Genomic DNA, 24,599 nt, shown 5'->3' on the forward strand with positions numbered 1-24,599 from the left:
ACGGGCGCGGGCGACGACGACCAGACCGGGTGCACAACAGGAGCATCGGCCGTGCACGATCGGACAAACCGGCGGTCGCGTCGGCGGTCGCGAGCACCTCGCCCTCAGCCGCGATCCGATAGCTGTGAGAACCCCGGCCCCGGCGCGGTCCGACACCGTGATCCGCCCCTGTGATCCGACGCCGGGATTCGACCCTGTGCGAGAATCGTCCTCCGTGCCGTCATCCGCCGTTCATGCACGCGTCGTGTTGCTCGCGGGCCCCTCCGGCTCGGGCAAGTCCACCCTCGCCGCTCACTTGGGCTGGCCGGTGCTGAGGCTGGACGACTTCTACCGCGAGGGTGACGACCCGTTGCTGCCGCGTGACGAGGCCGGCCGCCCGGACTGGGACGCCGAGGAGTCGTGGGACACCCGGAGCGCGCTGGACGCGGTGATCGAACTGGCCCGCACGGGCCGGGTGGAGGCACCGGTCTACGCGATCGGCGAGGACCGGCGGGTCGGCTGCCACGTGGTGGAGGCGCAAGGGCCGTTCATCGCCGAAGGCCTGTTCGCCGACCGGTTGGTGGCGGGCTGCCGGGAAGCGGGTGTCCTCCAGGACGCGATCGTGTTGGCGCCCAACGCTCTCACCACGTTCGTGCGCCGCTTCGCCCGTGACGTCGCGGAGGCTCGCAAGCCGGTCCCGTTCCTGTTCCGCCGGGGCCTGCGGCTGCTGCGCGAACAGCCGGCCGTGGTGCGGCGCTGCGTCACGGCCGGGATGCGCCGGCTCAGCCCGCACCAGGGCCGCGTGGAACTGGCGCGAGAGCGATCCCCCAGCGTCCGCCAGGACGTCGGAACGGCCCGTTGATCCGCACGGGTCTCGCACCGGCTCGCTAGTCCAGGCGGAACCCGAACGGGAGCTCCAGCCGGTGCCGGGCGAGCAGTTCGGTGTCGGCCAGGATCTCCCGGGTCGGCCCGTCCGCGACCACGACCCCGCCGTCGATCAGCACGCTGCGCGGGCACAGCTGCAACGCGTACGGCAGGTCGTGCGTGACCATCAGCATGGTGCGGTCCAGGCCGAGCAGCACCTCGGCCAGCTCACGGCGGGCCACCGGCTCCAGGTTCGCCGACGGCTCGTCCAGCACCAGGATCTCCGGGTCGCACGCCAGCACGGTGGCCAGCGCCACCCGCCGACGCTGGCCGCCGGACAGGTGCAGCGGTGACCGGTCGGCGACCTCCGCCATGCCCACCGCCTCCAGGGCCTGCGCCACCCGTGCGTCGAGCTCGGCGCCGCGCAGCCCGAAGTTCGCCGGCCCGAACGCCACGTCCTGCCGCGCGGTGGGCAGGAACAGCTGGTCGTCGGCGTCCTGGAAGACCACGCCGACCCGGCGCCGGATCTCCCTCAGGTGCTCCTTGGCCACCGGCAGCCCGGCCACCTCGATCAGCCCGCTGCCGCCGCCCAGCACGCCGTTGAGGTGCAGCACGAACGTGGTCTTGCCGGCGCCGTTCGGCCCGAGCAGCGCGACCCGCTCCCCCGGCTCGACCCGCAGGTCCACCCCGAACAGCGCCTGGTGGCCGTCCGGGTAGGCGAACGCCAGCTTCGCCACCAGCAAGGCGGGTGCGGTCGGCACTGCCTGCCCGGACTGCCCGGACTCCACTGCCTCCACTGCGGCGCTCCCCCGGCCGTCGACCCGGCCGTCGGGCATCCGGCCCGTCCAGCCGCGCGACACCATAGCCAGGTGCACGCGTTCGCCGCGTTCATAGGAGCGGATGAACAGACTGCCGACGCCGCGCGCGGTCGCGCCCAGCTGCCAGAGGAACCGGGGGTCGTCGCCGCGCGAGATCCGCGCCACCCTCATCCGCTTGGCCTCGGCGACCACGACCTCGGCGTACCGGAGCATGAGCGTGGCGATGGTGACCATCACCGACGGCATCCGCAGCCGTTGCAGGCCGAGCAGCAGGTCCTGCGGGGCGGTGGTGGCGGCGAGGGTGAGCGAGACCAGGACGCCCAGGGTGCCCTTGGCGAGGATGTTCCACCCGGCCAAGGTGCCTTCCGGCGACACCGGGATCCCCAGGAGGTCGACCCGCTCGCCGTGCCCGGCGAACGGCAGCACCAGCGCCAGGATCACGAACGGCACCTCGATCAACGCCCGTGACGCGAACCAGCCGACCGGGATGCGCGCGACGAACCACACCGACGTGATCGCGAGCAGGTAGACACCGAACGCCCAGAACGCCTCACGCGGCGTGGCCACCACGCACAGCACGGCGAGCACCGCGGCGGCGATCTTGACCTGCGGGGCCAGCCGGTGGACCGGTGAGTCACCGGCCCGGTGCAGGAACCCGTGCCCGGCGCTCACGCCTTCGCGTCGGTCGTCGTCCCGCTCTCCGACGTCGGGGACTTCTTGCGCAGCAACCAGAACAACCCACCCGCGACCAGCAGCGTGAGGATCACGCCGACCACGCCGGCCAGCCCGGTGAGCCGGTCGTCACCGCCCACGGCGTAGTCCGCGAGCGGCCCGTCCGCCAACGGGTGATCCTGGGCGTGCTCGGCGATCCCGTGCTCCTCGGTGACGTAGTCGAGGCCATCGGGGTTGGAGTTGGCGAAGTACGAGACCGCGCCCGCAAGGACGAGGCTGACCACCGCGAACCAGACGAAGAAGCGCTTCACGCCTTCAGCTCCAACTTCTGCGGCACGCCGCGCAGCAGGTACACGAGGTCCGGCCGGGCCGCCGCGACAGCGGTCACCGTGACCGCCGTGATCAGACCTTCGCCGATGCCGATCAGCACGTGCACACCGAGGATGGCCCCCGCAACGGTGCCGAACCCGACACCGCCCGCGCCGCCGATCGCGTATTCGAGGACGAAGCCGAACGATGCGAGCACGGTGTTGACCAACGCGGAGACGAAGGCCACCGCGGCGAGCCCGCCCTTGTTCCGCTTGGCGAGCGGGCGCAGGGCGACAGCGGTGAGGTAGCCGACGGCGGTGCCGATGAGGGCCATGTTGGTGACGTTGGCGCCGAGGGCCGTGACGCCGCCGTCCGCGAAGAACAGGGACTGCACGACCAGCACGATCGTCACGCAGAGCGCGCCGACCCAGGGGCCGACCAGGATCGCGGCCAGCGCACCGCCGAGCAGGTGGCCGCTCACGCCCGGCAGGACCGGGAAGTTCAGCATCTGGGTGGCGAACACGAAGGCCGCCACCAGCCCGGCCATCGGCGCGGTGCGGTCGTCGAGGTCGCCGCGGGCCTTGGCCAACGCCACCCCGACCCCGATGACGGCCACGGCGACGAAGGCCAACGAGGTCGGCGCGTTGAGCAGACCGTCGCTCATGTGCATTGCTACCGGTTCGGACACGCCAACACGGTAATTGCCACTACCCAGCTATGGCCAGCACGGTGCAACAACAATGCTCCGTACACAGCAACGACCACCCGCTTCGCCTAGCCTGGTCCTTGGGACGGCCGTCAGGTTGCCTCGCGCGACAACTGTCGCCAGATGTGGTGAACCCGCCCTTGACCAGGCACGATCCGGCCTCGTCGTTCGTTGCCGGACAAAAACGAGGCGCGGCATCCCGGCGGGCTCCGGTGTGCAGGCCACCACACCGACCCGCTGCTCAAGCCGACTCACACCCACCCACAACGCAGAACAGGAGACGACCCCGAACCGCCCTCATCGCCCCCATCGCTCCCACCGTCCCCGCCGCCACCGTCCCCCGCCGCCCCGGAGCAGCACCACCACCCAGCACCACACACCGGAGCCCGTCGATACCGCGCCACCGAACGCCCTGTCCAGCCGCGCGCCCTGCACAGCCGCCCTGCACACGCCTTGCCCAGCCGAACGCACTGCCGAGCCGACCGCCCTGCCCAGCCTCGCGACCAACGAACCGCCCCGCTGTTCGACCGCTCGCCCATCGACCACCGCCCACCGTCCGGCAGCCAGTCCAGCCGCCAGCTCGCCCGCCAGGCCCGCCCACACGTCCGCCGGATCCACAGCCCCGCCAGGCGCCGGATCCACAGCCCCGCCAGGCCTCGGCACAAGATGCCGGCCCATCGAGCAGCCGCTGACTCTCAGGACCGGCAGCTCCAGTCCAGGCCCCGGCGGCCGGATCCTGCCGGGCCGGGCCGGGCGCGCCGGAGCAGGCCTCATCGGGCCGGCCCCACCGAACCGGGCCTAACGAACCGGGCCCACCGGAGCAGGCCACACGGAACCGGCCCCGCCGAATCGGGCCCACCAGACCAGACCCGCCGGACCGCACCCTGCTGAGCAGGCCCCGTCGAGCCGCACCCCGCCGAGCCGCACCCCGCCGAGCGGGCCCCGTCGAGCCGGACCGGCCGGGACCTCACCGGGCCGGCAGTCGCCGGACGGGCACTCGCAGCCGGACGGGCACTCGCGGACCGGGTCCTCGCCGGATCCACCCCGGCAAGAGCCCACACCCTCGGGCGGCCCACAGACCCGCCGGCCCCCGACAGGGCTGGTAGGAGGCCTGCCGGGATGTCGGAGGTTCGGCGGAAGCCCTCGACAAGCCAACCCCCTATGATCTGCCTGCGATGACTCTCACCGACCTGTTGCCGGCCACCCCCGACCCCGACCTCCTCTACGAAACCTTCGCCGAGTGGGCGCACGACCGGGGGCTTGAGCTGTACCCCGCGCAGCAGGAGGCGTTGATCGAGATCGTCTCCGGGTCGAACGTCATCCTCAGCACGCCCACCGGCTCGGGCAAGAGCCTGGTCGCCACCGGGGCGCACTTCGCCGCTCTCGCCGACGGCAAGAAGACCTACTACACCGCCCCGATCAAGGCCCTGGTGTCGGAGAAGTTCTTCGCCCTCATCGAGACCTTCGGCGCGGAGAACGTCGGCATGATGACCGGCGACGCGAGCGTCAACGAGTCGGCCCCGATCATCTGCTGCACCGCCGAGATCCTGGCCAACATCGCCCTGCGCGACGGCGCCGACGCGGATGTCGGGCAGGTGGTGATGGACGAGTTCCACTTCTACTCCGAGCCCGATCGCGGCTGGGCGTGGCAGGTTCCCCTGATCGAGCTGCCGAAGGCGCAGTTCCTGCTGATGTCCGCCACGCTCGGCGACGTCTCGTTCTTCGAGAAGGACCTGACCCGCCGCACCGGGCGCACCACCACGACGGTCCGGTCCGTCGAGCGGCCGGTGCCGTTGAACTTCCAGTACGTCACCACCCCGCTGCACGAGACGATCGAAGAGCTCCTGCACGGCCGGGAAGCGCCGATCTACGTCGTGCACTTCACCCAGGCCTCCGCCCTGGAACGCGCCCAGTCGCTGATGAGCGTCAACGTGGCCACCCGCGCCGAGAAGGACGCCATCGCCGCGATGATCGGCCGCTTCCGCTTCACCTCCGGCTTCGGGAAAACGCTTTCCCGCCTGGTCCGCCACGGCATCGGCGTGCACCACGCGGGCATGTTGCCCAAGTACCGCCGGCTGGTCGAGCAGCTCGCCCAGGCCGGTCTGCTGAAGGTCATCTGCGGCACGGACACGCTCGGGGTCGGCATCAACGTCCCGATCCGCACGGTGGTCTTCACCGCGCTGTCCAAGTACGACGGCACCCGCACCCGCCACCTCAAGGCCCGCGAGTTCCACCAGATCGCGGGACGGGCCGGCCGCGCGGGCTACGACACGATCGGCACCGTCGTCGTCCAGGCCCCGGACCACGTGGTGGAGAACGAGAAGGCGCTCGCCAAGGCCGGCGACGACCCGAAGAAGCGGCGCAAGGTGGTGCGCAAGAAGGCTCCCGAGGGGTTCGTCTCGTGGAGCGACCAGACCTTCGAGCGGCTGAAGAACGCCGAGCCCGAGCCGCTCACCTCCAGCTTCACCGTCAGCCACGCCATGCTGCTCAACGTGATCGGCCGCCCCGGCGACACGTTCGCCGCCATGCGCCACCTGCTGGAGGACAACCACGAGGACCGGCCCGCGCAGCGCAGGCACATCCTGCGGGCCATCTCCATGTACCGGGCGCTGCTCGCGGCCGGCGTGGTCGAGCGGGACGGCTCGCACATCAGGTTGACCGTGGACCTGCAGTTCAACTTCGCGCTCAACCAGCCCCTGTCACCGTTCGCGCTGGCCGCGTTCGACCTGCTGGACCGCGAGTCGCCGAGCTACCCGCTGGACATGCTGTCCATCGTGGAGTCCACTCTGGACGACCCGCGCCAGGTGCTGTCCGCGCAGGAGCACAAGGCGCGCGGCGAGGCGATCGGCGCGATGAAGGCCGAGGGCATCGAGTACGACCAGCGGATGGAGCTGCTGGAGGAGGTGACGCACCCCAAGCCGCTCGCCGAACTGCTGGAGGCCGCGTTCACCACCTACCGGCGCGGGCACCCGTGGGTGGCCGACCACCACCTGTCGCCGAAGTCCGTGGTGCGGGACCTGTTCGAGCGCGCGATGACGTTCACCGAGTACGTGTCCTACTACCAGTTGGCCCGCTCGGAAGGGCTGGTGCTGCGCTACCTCGCCGACGCGTACAAGGCGCTGCGGCAGACGGTGCCCGAGGACGCGAAGACCGAGGAGCTCAACGACCTCGTGGAGTGGCTGGGCGAGTTGGTGCGCCAGGTGGACTCCAGTCTGCTGGACGAGTGGGAGAAGCTGCGCAACCCCGGCGCCGACGACACCGCGGCCGTGCTGGACGAGGCCCCGCCCGCCGTCACGCGCAACGTGCGCGCGTTCCGGGTGCTGGTGCGCAACGCGTTGTTCCGCCGGGTGGAGCTGGCGGCGCGGCGCGACTACTACGAGCTCGGGCAGTTGGACGGTGACGCGGGCTGGTCCGCGCAGGACTGGCAGGACGCGCTGGACCCCTACTTCGAGGAGCACGACCGGATCGGCATCGGCCCGGACGCGCGCGGCCCGGCGCTGCTGGTGATCACCGAGGAGCCGGACCGCTGGATCGTCCGGCAGGTCTTCGACGACCCGGCGGGGGACCACGACTGGGGCTTCACCGCCGAGGTCGACCTGGCCGCGTCCGACGAGACCGGCACGGCCGCGCTGCGGATCACCGAAGTGGGCCTGCTGTAAATCTTCGGGCCATCCGGTGGTACTCCGGCACCGACCGGGGTACCAGCATGTCAAGGTCGGGAGGGAGCGGAGGCGATTGGCCCTGTCGCAGGACGAGTTCGGCGTGCTCGGACCGCTGGTGGTCCGCCGAGAGGGTCGGATGGTCCCGATCACCGCCGCGAAGCACCGGATCGTCCTGGCGACGCTGCTGCTGGGCGCGAACCGCTCGGTGCCCGCCGGCGACCTGATCCGCCGGGTGTGGGGCGAGGTGCCTCCCGACCGCGCCGCGCAGACCCTCCCGGTGTACGTGATGCGGCTGCGCCGCGCCCTGGGCGACCCGCAGCTGATCCACACCACGCCCACCGGCTACCGGATCGACCTGCCGCACGACGCGCTGGACCTGCACCGGTTCGGCGACCTGGCCGAGCGGGGCGCGGAGTTGGCGGCGGAGGAGGACTTCGCCGCGGCGTGCGCGGTGTACGAGGAGGCGCTGGGCCACTGGCGCGGGACGGCGCTGGCGGACGTGCCGTCGGAGTCGCTGCACGAGACCGAGGCGTCGAACCTGGCCGAGCAGCGGCTGCGGGTGATCTCCGAGCTGATCGACGTGAAGCTGCGGCTGGGCCGGTGCGACGAGGTGATCGCGGACCTGCGCCGGCTGACCGCCCAGCACCCGCTGCGGGAGCAGTTCTGGTCGCAGCTGATGGTGGCGCTGTACCGGGCGGACCGGCAGGCGGACGCGCTGGACGCGTACCGGCAGGCGAGCACGGCGCTGGCGCGCGAGCTCGGCGTCGACCCGAGCGACGGGCTGCGCTCGGTGCACTACGCGATCCTCACCGGCGATCCGGCGCTGCACCAGCCCGCCGCGAACACGTGGGCCCCGGTGTCGCAACTGCCCGCCCCGGTGGGGAACTTCGTGGGGCGCGGGGCGGAGTTGACGCGGGTGACCGGGCTGCTGACCCGGGCCGGTGCGACCGTGGTGGTGTGCGGGCCGCCGGGCGTCGGCAAGACGGCGTTCGCCACGTCCGTCGGGCACGCCGTGCGCGACCGCTACCCGGACGGCCAGCTGTACGTGAACCTGCGCGGGCACTCCACGTCGCCGCCGCTGCCGACGGCGGCCGTGCTGGCCCGGTTCCTGCGGGCCATGGGGGTGCGGGCGGACCACATCCCGGTGGACGAGGAGCAGCTGGTCCGGGGCTACCGGGCGCGGCTGCGCGGGCGGCGGGTGCTGATCACGCTGGACAACGCGGCGTCGGTGGAGCAGGTGCTGCCGCTGCTGCCCGGTGAGCCGGGGTGTTCGGTCGTCATCACCAGCCGCAACGAGCTGCGGAAGCCGTTGCGCGCCACGCTGGTCCGGCTGGACGTGCTGCGCGGCGACGAGGCGTGGAAGCTGCTGGCCCGGTCGTTGGGGCCGGAGGCGGCCATGGCGCAGTTCGACGCCATCGCCGAGCTGGCGCGGCTGTGCGGGTACCTGCCGTTGGCGCTGCGGATCGCCCTCGGGAACCTGGTGGGGCTGCCGCACACCGACATCACGTCCTATGTGGACGAGCTGCGCGGTGGGGACCGGTTGGCCGCCTTGGCGGTGGACAACGACGACACGGCGGCCGTGCGGCGCGCGTTCGACCTGTCCTACGCGGCACTGGACGCCGACGCGGCCCGGCTGTTCCGGTTGGCGGGGTTGGTGCCGGGCCCGGATTTCGACGAGTCCGGGGCCGCGGCGCTGTTGGGCGCCTCCGAGGGCGAGGCGCGCGGGCTGTTGGAGGAACTGGCTTCCGCGCACCTCCTGCAGCGGGTGGGTGCGGACCGGTTCGCCATGCACGACCTGCTGAACGACTACGCGGTGGACCGGGCCACCGACGCCGGCGAGGACGTCGAGGCGGCCCGGCAGCGGCTGTTCGACTGGTACCTGCGGACGGCGGTGGAGGTCGGCGACGTGCTGTACCCGGAGCTGCGGCCACCCGCTGCCCCGCCCACGATGTCGGCGGACGCGGCGCGGGCCTGGTTGACCGCGGAACGGCCCAGCGTGCTGGCGGCGACCGAGCACTGCGCGTCGTACGGGCCGTTGCCGATGGCGTGGCAGCTGATCGACGCGGTCAGCGGGTACTTCGGGTCGCACGGCCACCACGTCGAGTTCGTGCGCGCCATCGGCGCCGCGCTGGGCGCGGCCCGCACGGTGGGCGACCCGGACGCCGAGACGGCGATGCTGGTGTGGCTGGCGGCCGAGCACCGGAACCTGGGGAACCTGCGGACGGCCCAGGAGTACCTGGGCGCGGCCAACCCGTCCGGGCGGACGCTGTGGCTGCACGCCGGGCTGGACGGGGTGGTGAACCTCGAACTCGGCGAGTTCCCGGCCGCCTCGTCGGCGTTCGACCGGATGATGGAGCTGAGTGCGGAGTCGCCGACCAACGCCTACATCCGGATCGCCGGCCTGGCCGGGTGGGGTGCGCTGCACCTGATGCGCGGCGAGTTCGAGCGCGCCCGGGAACGCCTGGCCGAAGGGCTGGAGCTGGCGCGGGCCGCCGACGGGGTCAACCTGGAGGCGGCGTGCGCGTCGCTGCTCGGCCGCTACCACACCGCGCTGGGCGAGTACCCGCAGGCGGTGACGCTGCTGCGGCACGCGTTGGCCGGCTGGTACCGGACCGGGGCGCGGCACGCGCGGGCCGAGGGCATGGCGTTCCTGGCCACCGCGCTGTGCCTGGGCGGCGAGCACGCCGAGGCGCTGCGGACCGCCCAGCGCTCGCTGGCGCTGGTGCAGGAGCTGGGCGGCAGCCCGCGCATCGAGTGCGAGGTGCACAACGCGCTGGGGGTGGTGCTGCGGCACCTGGGCAAACCCGGCCGGGCGGTGGCCGCCCACCTGCGGGCGCTGGAACTGGCCACCGCCTGCGACTACCGGTACGGGGTGGCCCGCTCGCACCTCCACCTGGTGCGGGCGATGGTCGACGACGGGCGGCCGGGCGACGCGCTGCGGCACGCCAGGACCGGCCGCGACCTCGCCGACCGCGGCGGGTTCCGCGCGTTCGTCGGGATCGCCGCCGAACTGCTCGCCGAGTTCGGCCCTTGACCCGGCCGCCGGGAGGTGCCGCCGGGCTGCCGGCGGGACGCCGGGCGGTCATTGCCCTCGGCCGCCCGAGGGGCGAGGATGACCGTCCAGTGGTCTAATCGCCGACGCCGTCGACCCGCATTGGAACTCCATGACCTCAGGACTTCCCTGCCCGACCTGCGAGGGCCCGGAACGCCGCGGTGCGCTGGAGCGCACGCTGCGGGTGCTCGCCGTGGACGACGAGGCCCCGGCCCTGGACGACCTGGTCTACCTGTTGAAGTCCGATCCGCGGGTGGCGCACGTGGAGGCCGTGACGGACGCGACCAAGGCGCTGCGGACGCTGCACCGGGCCATGGACGCCGGGCAGTCGGTCGACGCGGTGTTCCTGGACATCCGGATGCCCGGCCTGGACGGGTTGGACCTGGCGCGGGTGCTGTCGCGGTTCGCCCAACCCCCGCCGATCGTGTTCGTCACCGCGCACCAGGAACCGGCCGTGGAGGCGTTCGAGCTCAAGGCGCTGGACTACCTGCTCAAGCCGGTCAGACCGGAGCGGCTGGCCGAGTCGGTGCACCGGATCGTGCACGAGGTGCTGGACTCGAAGTCGTCGGAGCCGGTCGCCGCCGCGCCGGTGGACAAGGCGCCGGACGTCGGGGACGAGGTGATCCCGGTCGAGCTGGGCGGGATCACCCGGTTCATCCGGCTGGCCGACATCCGGTACGTGGAAGCGCACGGCGACTACGCGCGGTTGCACACCGCGACCGGCAGCGGGCTGGTCCGGGCCGCGTTGAACGGGCTGGAGGAGCGGTGGCGCTCCGCCGGGTTCGTCCGGATCCACCGGAGCCACCTGGTATCCCTCGGGCACATCGACGAGCTGCGGCTGGAGGACGGGCACCTGAGCGTCAACATCGGGGGCGCGGTGCTGCCGGTCAGCCGGCGGCACGCCCGGCAACTGCGGCAGCTGCTGGTGCGGCGCAACCGGCAGCCGTCGTGACCTCGCCGCAACGGCCGCACACCCAGCGCGTGGTGGTGACCAGCCCGCGGACGCGGGCGCCGCGCGCGCCCCGGCCGTACCCGGCGACGCGGGAGATCGACGAGCAGAGCGAGCTGGGCGCGGTCTACATGCGGTCGCTGATCCGCGCGCAGCGGCGGCTCGGCCTGCTGCTGTGCGCGGTGGTGTGCGGCAGCGTCGCCGGGCTGCCGCTGGTGTTCACGCTGGTGCCGGCGGTCACCGCGCAGCGGCTGTTCGGGCTGCCGCTGCCGTGGCTGCTGCTGGGCGGGCTGGTGTTCCCGGTGTTCGTGCTGGCCGGCTGGTTCTACGTGCGGCAGGCCGAGCGCGGTGAACGGGAGTTCGCCGAGCTGGTGGAACGTTCGTGAGCAGTACCTACGGCATCATCGCGGTCCTGGCGGTGGCGTTCGGGACGATGCTGGTGGGCGCGTACGGGCTGCGCGTCTCGCGGACCACGTCGGACTTCTTCGTCGCGTCGCGGACGGTGTCGCCGTGGTGGAACGCCTCCGCCATCGGCGGCGAGTACCTGTCGGCGGCGTCGTTCGTCGGCATCGCCGGGCTGATCTTCGCGCACGGACCGGACATGCTGTGGTTCCCGGTCGGCTACACGGCGGGCTACCTGGTGCTGCTGGCGCTGGTCGCGGCACCGTTGCGGCGCAGTGGCGCGTACACGCTGCCGGACTTCGCGGAGGCGCGGTTCGGGTCGCCGGTGGTGCGGGCGGTGGCCAGCGTGCTCGCGCTGGGCATCGGGTGGCTGTACCTGCTGCCGCAGCTGCAGGGCGCGGGACTGACGCTGCACACGTTGACCGGTGCGCCGGACTGGGTGGGCGCGCTGCTGGTGGCGGTGGTGGTGACCGCGAACGTGATCTCCGGCGGGATGCGCAGCGTCACGTTCGTGCAGGCCTTCCAGTACTGGCTCAAGCTGACCGCGATCGCCGTCCCGGTGGTGTTCCTGATCATGGCGTGGCAGGCGCACGGGGCGCGTGACCTGACCGGGCCGGAACTGCCGGTGTTCCACCGGGAGACGACGGTCACCTTCGACAGCGACACGTCCGTCCACGTCGACCGGCCCGTGGTGTTCCGCGGGTCCGGTGTGGTGGACGGGGACCGGGTCGACGGGCCGGTGGAGCTGCGGGAGGGCGACCACACCATCGCGTCCGGCTCGCGACTGGTGTTCCCGGATGGCGCGACGGTGCCCCGGGTGTCGTCGATCCCCTTCAACACCAACGAAACCTGGGCGCTGCCGTTGCGCGGCGGCGAGAGCTTCCCGCTGTACGCGGTGTACTCGCTGATCATCGCGACGTTCCTGGGGACGATGGGCCTGCCGCACGTGATCGTCCGCTTCTACACCAACCCGAACGGCCGGGCGGCGCGGCGCACCACGCTGATCGTGCTGGGGCTGCTGGGGATCTTCTACCTGATGCCGCCGATCTACGGCGCGTTGGGCAGGCTCTACACGCCCGAGCTGCTGATGACCGGTGACACCGACGCGGTGGTGCTGGTGTTGCCGAGCCGGATGGTGGACGGGCTGGGCGGGCAGCTGCTGGGCGCTTTGGTGGCCGGTGGGGCGTTCGCCGCGTTCCTGTCCACGTCGTCCGGGCTGATGGTGTCGTTGGCCGGTGTGCTGAGCCGGGACGTGTTGCGGCTGCGCGGGATCCGCGGCTTCCGGGTGTCCACGGTGCTGGCCGTCCTGGTGCCGTTGGGGATGACGTGGCTGGTGGGCAAGGTGCCGGTCGCGGACATGGTGGGGTTGGCGTTCGCGGTGGCCGCGTCGTCGCTGTGCCCGTTGCTGGTGCTGGGGATCTGGAGCACGCGGATCACCACGGTCGGCGCGGTGGCGGGGATGCTGGCGGGCGGTGTGCCCGCGCTGGTGGCGGGGCTGGTCACCATCAGCGCCGGTGGCGGCAACGTGTTCCTGGCCCGGCCGGCGGCGTGGACCGTCCCGCTGGGGTTCGTCGTGATGTACGTGGTGTCGCTGCTGACGCCGCGCAAGGTGCCGCCGGGGGTGAACCACGTCATGGTGCGGTTGCACGCGCCGGAGAACCTGGGTCTGCGCAGTCAGGACCGGCTGTGACGGCGGTGTGGACGGCGGGCGCGATACTGCTGGCCGGCCTGGCCGTGGTGATCACGCTGTGGCGGACTTCCCGGCAGCGCAACGACTTCCTGACCCAGGAGCAGCGGATCACGTTCGAGACGCTGCACACCGCGTGGTCCGCCGCACCTCCGTTGCGCGCCGGGTTGGTGCCGGAGGCGGCGAGGAAGTCCGCCAAGCACCTGCGGACGCTGCTCGGCACGCCCGCGCTGGCGTTGACCGACGAGACCGAGGTCGTGGCGTGGGAGGGCAGCGGCGAGCACCACGCCGACGACGCCATGCTGCTGGCCGGCGAGGTGTTCGGGACGGGGCGGACCCGGGCGTTCGACATCGCGTGCGACCGGCCGGACTGCCCCGTGCACACCGCGGTGCTGGCCCCGTTGACGGTGGAGGGGCGGGTGGTCGGTGTGCTCGCCGCGTACAGCCGGGAGCCGTCCGCCGGGTTGGTGCGGGCCACGAACGAAGTGGCGCGGTGGGCGTCGGGGCAGCTGGAGCTGGCCGAGCTGGACCGGTCGCGGACGCGGCTGGTGGAGGCCGAGGTCCGCGCGCTGCGGGCGCAGATCTCGCCGCACTTCATCTACAACTCGTTGTCGGCCATCGCCTCCTACGTGCGGACGAACCCCGAGCGGGCGCGGACGCTGCTGCTGGACTTCGCGGACTTCACGCGGTACTCGTTCCGGCGGGCCGGGGACTTCACCACGCTGGCCGAGGAGCTGCGGTCGATCGACCAGTACCTGGCGCTGGAGCGGGCCCGGTTCGGCGAGCGGCTGAAGGTGACGTTGCAGATCGCGCCCGAGGTGCTGCCGGTGACCGTGCCGTTCCTGTGCCTGCAGCCGCTGGTGGAGAACGCGGTGCGGCACGGCATGGAGGGGAAGGTCGGGCCCGGCCACATCTCGATCCTCGCGGCGGACGCGGGCGAGGAGGCGCACATCACGATCGAGGACGACGGCATCGGGATGGATCCCGAGGCCCTGCGCCGCACGCTCGCGGGCCAGGTCGGGGAGACGGCCGGCATCGGGTTGGGCAACATCGACGAGCGGCTGCGGCGGTGTTACGGCGACGACTACGGCCTCGTCGTGGAGACCGCGCAGGGCCTCGGCACGAAGATCAGTGTGCGGGTGCCGAAGTACCAGGCAGGCGTGCACGCTTAGTGACAGTGTCCACGCTCGGTGACACTACGCAGGTGTGGCCACGGGGGAGAGCATCGTCGCTGAACGAACGCCGGTGCGGGCGTCCCCGGTTCGCTTGGGACGCCCGACCACCTCTCGTCATTCCACCGGGTGCCCCTCAGCCGGCGGCTCGGGTACCCCGGCGCTCGGCGGCGTCCAGCACGAGGCGCAGCCACTCGGACTCCGCCGGGTTGCCCTCCGCCGGCACCCGGCGCAGTCGCAGCCACAGCCCGGCGTCGGTCCACTCCTGGAAGCGGCGGTGCACCGTCGGCACCGTCACGCCGAACGTGGCGGGCAGGTGCCGCCAGGCGCAGCCGCTGGTCAGGACGAACACGATGGCCGTGAAGACGGCCCGGTCGGACACCCGGCTCCGGCCGCCACCCTGTCGGCGGACCTTCGCCGGTGGGATCAGCGGCTCCACCACTCCCCACAGCGACGAAGGCACCAGGCGCGCGGCCAGGTGCTCGATCACGTCGGCGTGCGGTGGCTTCGGGGGTGCCTCCGGCGCGCGGCGCACCCAAGGCTCCTGGCGCTGGGCGTCGCCGCGCTGGCGGGCGCGCAGCAGGGTCGCCAACGCCGCCTCGTCGCGCCGGGGCGCCACCGCCGGGTGCGCGTGCTGCTGGGCCTGGCGGGCGATCTCCGCGCCCACCGTCCGGCCGAACGGCTGCGCGGGTCTTGCGTGGTTGGTCATCAGGTCCTCCGCCACAGGACTGTCCGTGATGCCCATCACGCTAGGAAGTCGGACGCCCACGGGTAACCGGGTACGCGCCGAACGGGTTGAGTCAGCGTCACACGGCGCCCCGAATGCCGCTCAACGGCTCCTCTGGAGCGACGAACGGGCGAGCGGTCGGTTTCGGGAAGGCCTCTCCCGGACCGCGAAGCCGGATACCCTCGGATCGTGACACCGCGCCTGCTTGCCACCAGCGACCTGCACGTGACCTATCAGCAGAACCGCGACTTCGTGTCGGCGATCGAACCGCACTCCCCCGACGACTGGCTGATCGTGGCCGGGGACGTGGCCGAGAAGTTCCACGACGTCGAGTGGGCGCTGGGTGTGCTGCGCAAACGCTTCCGCAAGGTGGTGTGGTCGCCGGGCAACCACGAGCTGTGGACGGTGAAGGACGACCCGGCCCAGTCCCGCGGCGAGGTGCGCTACAAGCAGCTGGTGGAGCTGTGCCGGAGCATCGACGTGCTCACGCCGGAGGACGAGTACGCGGTGTTCGAGGGCGCGGGCGGGCCGGTGGCGGTGGCACCGCTGTTCACCCTGTACGACTACACGTTCCGGCCCGCCGGGACGACGGACAAGACGTCAGCGCTGGCCGTGGCGCAGGACGCCGGGGTGATGTGCACGGACGAGTACTTCCTGCACTTCGACCCGTACCCGAGCCGTGAGGCGTGGTGCGCGGCGCGGATCGCGGAGTCGGAGCGGCGGCTGGACGCGGTCGACCCGACGCTGCGCACGGTGCTCGTCAACCACTGGCCGCTGGTGCGCGACCCCACGTTCGTGCTGCGGTACCCCGAGTTCGCGCTGTGGTGCGGCACCGAGCGCACCGCCGACTGGCACGTGAAGTACCGGGCGGCGGTCATGGTGTACGGCCACCTGCACATCCCGCGCACGATCCGCAAGGACGGCGTGCGGTTCGACGAGGTGTCGCTGGGATACCCGCGCGAGTGGCAGCCCCGCGGCTGGACGAAGGCCCCGTTGCTGGACGTGCTGAGGGAAGGGGACGCCAGGTGATCTCCGACATCCTGCCCGAGCCGGTGGCGGCCGTCGACACGTTCGAGGACCACGAGGTGGAGCTGTTCCCCGAGGAGGAGGAGCACATCGCGAAGGCCGTGGACAAACGCCGCAGGGAGTTCACCACCGGGCGGCACTGCGCGCGCACGGCCCTGGGTCGGCTGGGCTTCGCCCCGGTGCCGCTCCCGCCGGGGCCCCGGCGGGCGCCGACGTGGCCCGAGGGGGTCGTGGGCAGCATCACGCACTGCAAGGGCTACCGGGCGGCGGCCGTGGGGCGCACCAGCGAGGTGTGGACCATCGGCATCGACGCCGAGCCGAACGAGCCGACCCCGACCGGCGTGCTCGACGCGATCGCGCTGCCGCCGGAGTTGGCCATGGTGTCGGAGCTGGCCGCGGCGGGTGACAAGGTCGCGTGGGACCGGCTGCTGTTCAGCGCCAAGGAGACGGTCTACAAGGCGTGGTTCCCGCTGACGCAGGCGTGGCTCGGGTTCGAGGACGCGGAGTTGACCATCAACCCGGACGACGGCACGTTCCGCGCGCGCATCCTCGTCGAGCCTCCGGTGGTGGACGGCGTGCCGGTGGACGGGTTCACCGGGCGCTGGCTGGCGCGGGAGGGGTTTGTGGTGACCGCGATCGCGGTACCTGCCATGACGACCTAGGAGGCGATCATGGGCGACGAGGTGGCAAAGCACGAATTCACCCGCGAGGACCGCACGCGGTACCGCACGAAGGTGCGCCGGTGCCTGGACGTGTTCGCCCGGATGCTGCGCGAGTCGCGGTTCGAGTTCGAACGGCCCATGACCGGGCTGGAGATCGAGCTGAACCTGGTGGACGACGCCGGCGACCCGGCGATGCGCAACGCGGAGGCGCTGGAGGCGATCGCGGACCCCGACTTCGTCACCGAGCTCGGGCAGTGGAACCTGGAGATCAACGTCGCGCCGAGGCAGCTGACGGCGGGCGGCCTCGCCGAGTTCGAGTCGGTGGTGCGGGAGTCGCTGAACGAGGCCGACCGCAAGGCCCGCGAAGTCGGCTCGCACATGGTGATGATCGGCATCCTGCCGACGTTGCAGGCCAAGCACATGGCGCTGGACGCGTTGTCCGGCAACCCCCGGTACGCGCTGCTCAACGAGCAGGTGCTGGCCGCGCGCGGGGAGGACCTGCGAATCGCCGTCGACGGGGTGGAGAAGCTTGCCATGACGGCCGACTCCATCGTGCCGGAAGGCGCGTGCACGTCCGCCCAGTTCCACCTGCAGGTCTCGCCCGACTCGTTCGCGGCGTACTGGAACGCGGCGCAGGCCATCGCCGGGGTGCAGGTGGCGGTGGGCGCGAACTCGCCGTTCCTGATGGGGAAGGAACTGTGGCGGGAGACCCGGATCGCGCTGTTCCAGCAGGCCACGGACACCCGCAGTGACGAGCTGAAGGAGCAGGGGGTCCGGCCTCGCGTGTGGTTCGGGGAGCGGTGGATCACGTCGATCTTCGACCTCTTCGAGGAGAACGTCCGCTACTTCCCGGCGTTGCTGCCCATCTGCGACGAGGAAGACCCCGTGCAGGTGCTGGAGCGCGGCGACACGCCGTCGCTGGCCGAACTGCGACTGCACAACGGGACGATCTACCGGTGGAACCGACCGGTGTACGACGTCGTGCGGGACCAGCCCCACTTGCGGGTGGAGAACCGCGTGCTGCCGGCCGGGCCGACCGTGGTCGACACGTTGGCCGACGGGGCGTTCTACTACGGGCTGGTGCGGATGCTGGCCGAGGAGGAACGTCCCCTCTGGTCCCAGATGTCGTTCAGCGCGGCCGAGGAGAACTTCATCTCCGGCGCGCGGCAGGGCATCGACGCGCACGTGTACTGGCCCGGTCTCGGAACCGTGCCGGTGGCGGAACTGGTGCTGCGGCGGTTGTTGCCGTTGGCGCACGAGGGATTGGTGAAGCTCCGGGTTGAGCAGGCCGAGCGGGACCGACTGCTCGGGGTGATCGAGGCCCGGTGCCTGAACGGGGTGAACGGCGCGACTTGGCAGGCGCGGACGTTCCACCGACACTACGACCACACTTCCCTGGACCGCCCCGAAGCGCTGCGTCGAATGCTCCGGACCTACCGCGACCTGATGCACAGCAACGAACCCGTGCACACCTGGCCCGTCTCCTGACTTCTACCCTCCGCCCACCCCACCTCCGCTTGCGCTTGCACCTGCTGCACGGACGCACGTGCGCGCCCGCACAAACCTGTCGCCTCGTGTTCTCCCCGTATGGCCTGCCCGGAGGGCTACCGCGCTCGGTCGGGGAGCGCAAGCACGCTTTTCGCTTGCACTCCCCGACCGAGGGTGGTCGTCTTTGACAGGCCATGCGGGGAGAACACGACGCCCTTCCGTTTTTCCTCCCCGGAGGTCTGCCAAGCGGCGAGCGTCGCTTTTATTCCTAGGATCCGCACGGAATCAAGCCTGAAAAGAGTCCTCGCCGGACGGGCAGACCACCAAGGATGAGGGCAAAGCTCTTCGAGCTTTGCGGGCGTGGCGCTGTGTGTCATCCCCGTACAGCCTGGTCAAAAGACAACCACCCTTGCCTGGGGTATGCAAGCGGTAAAGCGTGCTTGCATACCCCAGGCAAGGGTGGTTCGCTGCGCGCAGGCCGTACGGGGATGACACACAGCAGGCAGGAGTATGCGCGGCGCGCGCAGGCGGTGGGTGTTGGCTGGTCGAAAGTTGTCGGGGGTTGCGACCTGGAGGGTCGTGGGAACCGGATTGCGCGGGTTCAGCGCGACTGGACCGGGATCAGGATCGGGGCGTGGGCCTTCCAGGCCGCGACGAGTTCGGGCAGCAGGACGTGCCAGGGCAGTTCGGCCAGCACCTCCTGGCGGGCCAGCAGCACCAGTCGGCCCTCGTCGTCGGCGTCCAGCCAGACGGCCTGGAAAGCGGCGGCCAGGCCGGGCGCGTCGGCGATCACCTGCGACGTCACGGCCGCGAGGTCGGGCTTGGCGACCCGGCGGACGGCGGCGACCGCGTCACGCAGCACCCCGTACCGACCGGACAGCACCTGGACGGCCTCGACCAGCCGCCACTCCCCCAGGCCCGCCCGGACCTGCACCGTCATCGACTCGTACACAGCGGACAGCGTAGGCGTGGTTCGACCGGGCGCAGAGGTCACACGATTCACCTTCCGAATGGGTCAGCCGAGGGGGTGATCAGGCTGCCGATCCGCGAACCCGTGAGGAGCGCGGAGGCCCTCCGGGGGTGGGCGAGGCGGACGGCGGTGAAACCTGTCGGTTCGCTGAACGGCGGAACACGGCTCGGGGTTGGTCCGTTTTGACCGGTGTGCTGACCGACGGACCCGCCTCCACCCGTTCTCCGGCCCGCTTCGTCGCGTTCGGCGGTGCCGCTGCGGTGCTGCTGACCGTGGTCATGGTGGGGTCGCTCGACCTGCACCGGCTGACCACCACCGCGGTAGGGCTGCGCCGGACGATCTCCGAGTACGCGCTGGGCCCGTACCGCTGGGTCTTCGACACGGCCGTGGTGCTGCTCGCGGCGGGGTCGCTGGCGATCCTGGCCGTGTTGGTGCGCAAGGGCATCACGCGGTGGGCGTCCGGCGGGTCGTTGGCGTTCATCGCCTGGTCGGTGGGGTTGACGTTGGTGGTGGTCTTCCCGAAGCACGACTGGTCGGTGGGGCCCAGCATGAGCGGCAGCATCCACCGCGTGGCGAGCCTGGTGGCGTTCATCAGCCTGCCGATCGCGGCCCTGCTGCTGGCCCGCCCGTGGCTGCGCGACGCGGTGTGGGGTGCGCACGCCCGCCGGACGTTCCGGTTCGGGCTGCTGTCCGCGTTGAGCTTCACCCCGATCCTGTACGCGGTGCTGGTGAACGTGCTGGTGGGCACGTCGTGGTGGCGGGTGCTGCCGCTGGGCTACATCGAGCGGCTGCTGGTGCTCGTGGAGGTCGTCTCCGTGCTGGTGGTCGCGGTGTGGGCGATCGCGGCGGCTCAGCCCTCGTACAGGCGGTCCAACACGTCCCGGTAGCGGTTCTCGATCTCGCGGCGGCGCATCTTCAGGCTGGCGGTCAGGGTGCCGTCCTCGACGGTGAAGTCGTGGTCCAGCACCGCGAACTTCTTGATCGTCTCGTGCCGGGCGAGGGTGTCGTTGACCGCCTTGACCGCGCTGCCCACCTCGGCGTCGGCGTCCAGGCCCTCCGGGGTGGTGTCCGGGTCGAGCGTGACCAGCGCGACGCAGTAGTTGCGCTGGTCGCCGTGCACCAGCACGTGCCCGATGTACGGGCTGGCGGCCTTGAGCCTGCTCTCCACCGACTGCGGCGCGACGTACTTGCCCGCCGAGGTCTTGATCAGCTCCTTCTTGCGGTCGGTGATGCGCAGCCGGCCCCGGTCGTCCAGTTCGCCGATGTCCCCGGTGTGCAGCCACCCGTCGACCAGCGTCGCGGCGGTCTCGTCGGGCAGGCCGTGGTAGCCGCGCATGACGCCGCGCCCGCCGATGAGCACCTCGCCGTCCTCCGCGATGCGGACCTCCGTCCCCGGCAGCGGTTCGCCGACCGTGCCGAACTCCTGCTCGCCGGGGCGGTTGAGGAACGACCCCGCCGACGACTCGGTCAGGCCGTAGCCCTCCAGGATGTGGATGCCCGCGCCCGCGAAGAACCGGCCCACCTCGGGCGACAACGGCGCGGAGCCGGAGATGAAGTACCGGATGTTCCCGCCGACGCGGTCCCGGAGCTTGCCGAACACCAAGCGGTCCGCGATCTTGCGGCGCACCGTCCACTGTGGATGGCCGGCCACCTCCACCGCCCAGTTGAACAGCTTCTCCTTCACCCCGCCCTCCGCGCGCACCGCGGCGACCACCCGGCTGTGGATCTTCTCGAAGATCCGGGGCGCGCCCGCCACGATCGTCGGGCGCAGCTCCTTCAGGTTGTCCGCGATCCGGTCCGCCGAACCGTCCACCGCCGTGGGCGAACCGGTCGCGATCATGGCGATCTGGAGCACCTTGCCGAACGCGTGCGACATCGGCAGCCACAGGAAGTGCAGGTCGTCCGCGCGCAGCACACCCAGCTCGGCGACGGCTTCGGCGGTGTAGAGCCAGTTGTCGTGCGTCAGCTCCACCCCCTTGGGAACGCCGGTGGTGCCGGAGGTGTAGATCAGCGTGGCCAGCCGCTCGGGCGTGAGGTCGTCCACCATCGCGTCGTAGTCGCCGACGTCCGACGTCGGCAGGGCGTCCGTGGTGACCACCCGGACGTCGCCCGCCTTGTCTACCAGCCCGGGGTCCGCGACCACCAGGACGCTGCCCGAGTCGCGGATGATGTGCGCGGCCTCGTCACGGGTGCTGCTCGGGTAGACGGTGGTCGTCACGCCGCCCGCGGCGAGCACGGCCAGGTCGGCGATGATCCACTCGGCGCTGGTCTGCGCCATGATCGCGACCCGCGCCTCGTCCCGGACGCCCAACTGGCGGAACCCCAGGGCGTGCGCGCGCACCGCGGCGTCGACCTCCGCCCAGCTCAGCGACTTCCACTCGCCGTCCACCCGGTGGCGCAACGCCTCCGAGCCGGGGGTCGCGCGCACGCGTTCGCGCAGCAGATCGGGGATCGAACGGGCCATGGCGACCTCCAGGCGGTGGAGCGGTGCTCTAGAGCGCTACTCTAGTGGGCGTGCGGTCGGATCGTCAGCAGGCGGTGCTGGACGCGGCGCTGGCGCTGGTGGAGGCCGGGCAACCGGTCACCATCAGCAACCTGACCGCGCGGTCCGGGGTGTCCAACGGCAGCATCTACCACCACTTCGGCAGCCGGGCGGGCGTGTTCGAGGTGCTCTACGGCGACAGCTTCGCGCGTTGCGTGGCCGCCATGACGCCCGCGCTGGCGGCGGGGGACACCGAGAAGGTCGTGCGCGACCTGGCCGTCCGCTACCTCGACTGGGTGGCCGGGAACCCCGGCCGGGCCAGGTTCCTCTACGACGCGCCGCTGACCGCCGATCCGGCCGCGAAAGCGGCTGCCTTCGCCCCGATCGCGCGGTGGTTCACCGAGCGCGTCGCCGACGGCTCCGTCCGGGAGTTCCCGTTGTGGGCCTTGGACCCGGTCGTCATGGGGCCCGCGCACGAGTGCGCGCGCCGGTACCTGCTGGGCGTGCTCGACCTGGCCGGGGCACGCGATGCGGTGGCTGATGCGGTGTGGGGGACGGTCGCGCCTCTAGGGTGAGCGCATGGCTTCTTGGGGTGACCTCGCCGCGTACATCCGCGACACCTACGACGTGATCTCCGAGCAGGAGGACGAGATCCGCATCCTGTTCAACTTCGAGCAGTTCGACGAGGACGACGAGCGCACGCAGGTGATCATCCTGGTGCGCGAGATGCTGGACAAGCTGCACGAGTGGGTGCAGATCGCGTCGCCGATCGGCCTGGCCGCCAACGTGGACCTGCGCGCGCTGCTGGAGGAGGTCGGCAACTCGACCATCGCGTGCGGCGCGGCGATCATGGGCGACCACGTCGTGCTGCGCCACTCGCTGCCGTTGGTCGACCTGGACATCCACGAGTTCACCGACCCCCTGGCGCTGCTCGCCGGCACGGCGGACCAGCTGGAGGAGCAGTTCTTCGGCGGCGACGACTACTGATCGGAGCGGCCCCGGAAGACCGGTTTCACGCGGGCCTGGCGGCAGGCGGCAGTTCCTCCGCCGACGCGGCGGGCCAGGCCCACGGGTCGGGGTCGAGGGTGGCCAGTTCCTCCACCTGCAACGCGCACCAGGGCGAGATCGGGCGCACCCCGGCCAGCACCGCCGGCACGAAGTCGGACCAGTCGACCCACTCGAAGTCGTCCACCTCGTCCGGGTTCGGGGTCGGGTCGTGGTCGAGCAGGCCCCGGAACACCGGGCACACCTCGTTCTCCACGACGCCGTTCTCCATGACCGCGCGGTACCGGAACGCGGGCAGCACGAGGTCCAGTCCGACGTCGGTCAACCCCAGCTCGTCCGCCAGCCGGCGGGTCACCGCCGAGGCCGCGTCCTCGCCCGGCGCGGGGTGGCCGCAGCAGGAGTTCGTCCACACGCCCGGCCAGGTCTTCTTGTGCAGCGCCCGCCTGGTCAGCAGCAGCCGCCCGTCCCGGGAGAACAGGTAGCTGGAGAACGCCAGGTGCAGCGGGGTGTCCGCGTGGTGCACGTCTGCCTTGTCGGCTACGCCGATCCCGGTCCCCGACTCGTCCAGCAGCACGACTTGTTCCACGCGGATCACCCTGCCACACCGCCTGCGGTCAGCGCGCGGCGGCGAGGGTCCGCGGGTTGCGGACGAGTTTGCCGCTGGACGTCCGGGGCAGCGCCGGCAGCACGTGGACGCGCTGCGGGAGCTTGTACCCGGTCAACCGCTGCCGGCACCAACGCACCATGTCCTCGGTCGACAGCGAGTCGCTCTCCGTGCCGACGTAGGCCTCGATGACCCCGTCGTGCACCGCGATGGCCTCGGTGACCAGTGGATGCGACCGCAGCGCCGCCTCCACCTCGGTCAGGTCGACCTTGTTGCCCCGCACGACCACCAGCGAGTCGCCGCGCCCGAGCAGCCGCAGGTTCCCGCGCGCGTCGAACTCGCCGCGGTCGCCGGTGCGGAGCCAACCGTCCGCGTACCGCGTGACGCCGTCGTCGCACAGGTAGGGCGACTCGTCCAGCGCCACCTCCACCATCCCGTCCCGCACGCGCAGCGTGGTGTCGCTCAGCGGCCGGCCCACCGCCGGACGCGAAGCACCGCCCACGTCCAGGGTCAGCGCCCCCGTCTCCGTCGTCCCGAAGCACTCCCCCACCCGGAACCCGTAGGCACGGGCGAACCCGTCGGCCACCTCCGGCGACATCGGCTCGGCCCCGGCGAACGCCGCGCGGACCGTGCGCAGGGCCGAACGGTCCGCCACGTTCACCAGCCGGACGAAGTGGTACGGCAGGCCGGTGATGAAGTCGACCTCGTGGGTCACGGCCGTGCGCAGGATGTCCTGAGCCGTGTCGCCCTTCGGGAACACCAGGTGCACGCCCTCGGCGAGCGCGTGCAGCAGCCCGCCCATCAGGCCGAAACTGCGCGAGGTGTTGTTGAGCAGCATCATCCGCTCGCCGTGCCGGACCATGCCCTCGGCCGCGCCGAAGCGCACCACCTCGCGGATGACCGACTCCGTGCTGCGGCCGATCATCTTCGGCGTGCCGGTGGAACCCGAGCTGAACTGCACCAAGCGGTGCCGGGTCAGCGCGGGCAGGCCGTCCGGCCGGTGCTCGGTGACCAGCTCGTGGCGCTCCCGGAACACCGGGCCGATCCGGCCGCCGGCGCGCACCACGAACTGCGGGCGGGCCAGGGCGTGCTCGACCGCTCGTTCGGCGGGCGTGAACCGGTGGTCCAGCGAGATCACCCGCGCACCCAGCGTCCACAGCGCCAGCACCACCTCCAGCTGGGTGAAGCTCGGCGGCAGCTGCACGGCGACCGTGGTGCCGTCGCTCACACCGGAAGCGGCGAACAGGCCCGCCTCGGCGGCCACCGACGCGCGCAGCCTGCCGTGCGTCACGGTGTGGTCGTGGCTGAACACCGGCACGTCGTCGCCGTGGCGGCGCAACAGGTCGGTGACGAACTCGCGCAT

The 24,599-nt window shown here is 71.8% G+C and carries 20 protein-coding genes and 2 pseudogenes; 13 read left to right on the forward strand and 9 right to left on the reverse strand.

What is annotated here, in order from left to right:
• Positions 1 to 244 precede the first annotated feature (244 nt).
• Entirely contained in the window at positions 245 to 841 is a 597-nt protein-coding gene (locus FHS29_RS28360) for a uridine kinase family protein (RefSeq protein ID WP_312865138.1), read from the forward strand.
• A gap of 25 nt (positions 842 to 866) precedes the next feature.
• Here the strand turns inward: FHS29_RS28360 and FHS29_RS37145 are convergent, their stop codons facing one another.
• From FHS29_RS37145 to FHS29_RS28375, 4 genes and pseudogenes are all read right to left on the reverse strand, one after another.
• A complete protein-coding gene (locus FHS29_RS37145; RefSeq protein WP_312865150.1) occupies positions 867 to 1,604 on the reverse strand; it encodes an energy-coupling factor ABC transporter ATP-binding protein in 738 nt (245 codons plus the stop codon).
• Between the two features lie 90 nt (positions 1,605 to 1,694).
• Positions 1,695 to 2,333, reverse strand: a pseudogene (gene cbiQ, locus FHS29_RS37150) (cobalt ECF transporter T component CbiQ); the annotation flags it as partial.
• On the reverse strand, positions 2,330 to 2,644 hold the full coding sequence (locus tag FHS29_RS28370) for a PDGLE domain-containing protein (RefSeq protein WP_184695774.1): 315 nt from the start codon (positions 2,642 to 2,644) through the stop codon (positions 2,330 to 2,332). The gene FHS29_RS28370 and the pseudogene cbiQ, both read right to left, overlap by 4 nt.
• Positions 2,641 to 3,330, reverse strand: a complete 690-nt coding sequence (locus FHS29_RS28375; RefSeq protein WP_312865139.1) for an energy-coupling factor ABC transporter permease — start codon at positions 3,328 to 3,330, stop codon at positions 2,641 to 2,643. Before FHS29_RS28375 ends, FHS29_RS28370 begins: the two co-directional genes overlap by 4 nt.
• Positions 3,331 to 4,523: 1,193 nt before the next feature.
• On the opposite strand from FHS29_RS28375, the gene FHS29_RS28380 reads away from it, so the two are divergent.
• From FHS29_RS28380 to FHS29_RS28405, 6 genes are all read left to right on the forward strand, one after another.
• Positions 4,524 to 7,007, forward strand: coding sequence for a DEAD/DEAH box helicase (locus FHS29_RS28380; protein ID WP_184695776.1), 2,484 nt, complete (start codon positions 4,524 to 4,526; stop codon positions 7,005 to 7,007).
• 76 nt (positions 7,008 to 7,083) lie between these two features.
• Positions 7,084 to 10,044: an AfsR/SARP family transcriptional regulator gene (locus tag FHS29_RS28385; protein ID WP_184695778.1), complete on the forward strand. Its 2,961-nt coding sequence runs from the start codon at positions 7,084 to 7,086 to the stop codon at positions 10,042 to 10,044.
• A 130-nt stretch (positions 10,045 to 10,174) separates the two neighbouring features.
• Complete coding sequence (locus tag FHS29_RS28390) at positions 10,175 to 11,014, forward strand: LytR/AlgR family response regulator transcription factor (protein WP_221456749.1); 840 nt, start codon at positions 10,175 to 10,177, stop codon at positions 11,012 to 11,014.
• The gene (locus tag FHS29_RS28395; RefSeq protein ID WP_184695780.1) at positions 11,011 to 11,397 is read left to right on the forward strand and encodes a DUF485 domain-containing protein; all 387 of its coding nucleotides are present in this window, start codon (positions 11,011 to 11,013) and stop codon (positions 11,395 to 11,397) included. Before FHS29_RS28390 ends, FHS29_RS28395 begins: the two co-directional genes overlap by 4 nt.
• Positions 11,394 to 13,103: a sodium/solute symporter gene (locus tag FHS29_RS28400; RefSeq protein WP_184695782.1), complete on the forward strand. Its 1,710-nt coding sequence runs from the start codon at positions 11,394 to 11,396 to the stop codon at positions 13,101 to 13,103. Before FHS29_RS28395 ends, FHS29_RS28400 begins: the two co-directional genes overlap by 4 nt.
• Entirely contained in the window at positions 13,100 to 14,272 is a 1,173-nt protein-coding gene (locus tag FHS29_RS28405; RefSeq protein WP_184695784.1) for a histidine kinase, read from the forward strand. Before FHS29_RS28400 ends, FHS29_RS28405 begins: the two co-directional genes overlap by 4 nt.
• A gap of 148 nt (positions 14,273 to 14,420) precedes the next feature.
• On the opposite strand, the pseudogene FHS29_RS28410 reads toward FHS29_RS28405, so the two are convergent.
• Positions 14,421 to 14,762, reverse strand: a pseudogene (locus FHS29_RS28410) (transposase); the annotation flags it as partial.
• A gap of 423 nt (positions 14,763 to 15,185) precedes the next feature.
• Here FHS29_RS28410 and FHS29_RS28415 point away from each other — a divergent pair.
• From FHS29_RS28415 to FHS29_RS28425, 3 genes are read left to right on the forward strand one after another with little or no spacing between them, the layout of a single operon-like run.
• A complete protein-coding gene (locus tag FHS29_RS28415) occupies positions 15,186 to 16,028 on the forward strand; it encodes a metallophosphoesterase family protein (protein WP_312865151.1) in 843 nt (280 codons plus the stop codon).
• Complete coding sequence (locus tag FHS29_RS28420; RefSeq protein WP_184695788.1) at positions 16,025 to 16,687, forward strand: 4'-phosphopantetheinyl transferase family protein; 663 nt, start codon at positions 16,025 to 16,027, stop codon at positions 16,685 to 16,687. The genes FHS29_RS28415 and FHS29_RS28420 overlap by 4 nt, the downstream gene beginning before the upstream one ends.
• A gap of 9 nt (positions 16,688 to 16,696) precedes the next feature.
• Positions 16,697 to 18,175, forward strand: a complete 1,479-nt coding sequence (locus FHS29_RS28425; RefSeq protein WP_184695790.1) for a glutamate-cysteine ligase family protein — start codon at positions 16,697 to 16,699, stop codon at positions 18,173 to 18,175.
• A gap of 601 nt (positions 18,176 to 18,776) precedes the next feature.
• Here FHS29_RS28425 and FHS29_RS28430 read toward each other — a convergent pair.
• Positions 18,777 to 19,127 carry a hypothetical protein gene (locus FHS29_RS28430; RefSeq protein WP_184695792.1) on the reverse strand — a complete coding sequence of 117 codons (351 nt, stop codon included), beginning with the start codon at positions 19,125 to 19,127 and terminating at the stop codon, positions 18,777 to 18,779.
• 209 nt (positions 19,128 to 19,336) lie between these two features.
• Here FHS29_RS28430 and FHS29_RS28435 point away from each other — a divergent pair, with 209 nt between their 5' ends.
• The gene (locus tag FHS29_RS28435) at positions 19,337 to 20,032 is read left to right on the forward strand and encodes a DUF998 domain-containing protein (RefSeq protein WP_312865152.1); all 696 of its coding nucleotides are present in this window, start codon (positions 19,337 to 19,339) and stop codon (positions 20,030 to 20,032) included.
• Here FHS29_RS28435 and FHS29_RS28440 read toward each other — a convergent pair.
• A complete protein-coding gene (locus tag FHS29_RS28440) occupies positions 19,996 to 21,609 on the reverse strand; it encodes an AMP-dependent synthetase/ligase (protein WP_184695795.1) in 1,614 nt (537 codons plus the stop codon). The two genes, FHS29_RS28435 and FHS29_RS28440, sit on opposite strands and share 37 nt — an antisense overlap.
• 50 nt (positions 21,610 to 21,659) lie before the next feature.
• Between FHS29_RS28440 and FHS29_RS28445 the strand changes: the two genes are divergently transcribed.
• Positions 21,660 to 22,202 carry a TetR/AcrR family transcriptional regulator gene (locus tag FHS29_RS28445; RefSeq protein WP_184695797.1) on the forward strand — a complete coding sequence of 181 codons (543 nt, stop codon included), beginning with the start codon at positions 21,660 to 21,662 and terminating at the stop codon, positions 22,200 to 22,202.
• A 4-nt stretch (positions 22,203 to 22,206) separates the two neighbouring features.
• On the forward strand, positions 22,207 to 22,614 hold the full coding sequence (locus tag FHS29_RS28450) for a type III secretion system chaperone family protein (protein ID WP_184695799.1): 408 nt from the start codon (positions 22,207 to 22,209) through the stop codon (positions 22,612 to 22,614).
• A gap of 25 nt (positions 22,615 to 22,639) precedes the next feature.
• Here the strand turns inward: FHS29_RS28450 and idi are convergent, their stop codons facing one another.
• Complete coding sequence (gene idi, locus FHS29_RS28455; RefSeq protein WP_184695801.1) at positions 22,640 to 23,218, reverse strand: isopentenyl-diphosphate Delta-isomerase; 579 nt, start codon at positions 23,216 to 23,218, stop codon at positions 22,640 to 22,642.
• Between the two features lie 28 nt (positions 23,219 to 23,246).
• On the reverse strand, positions 23,247 to 24,599 hold the full coding sequence (locus FHS29_RS28460; RefSeq protein WP_184695803.1) for a class I adenylate-forming enzyme family protein: 1,353 nt from the start codon (positions 24,597 to 24,599) through the stop codon (positions 23,247 to 23,249).

Source organism: Saccharothrix tamanrassetensis, assembly GCF_014203665.1.
Classification (GTDB): Bacteria; Actinomycetota; Actinomycetes; order Mycobacteriales; family Pseudonocardiaceae; genus Actinosynnema; species Actinosynnema tamanrassetense.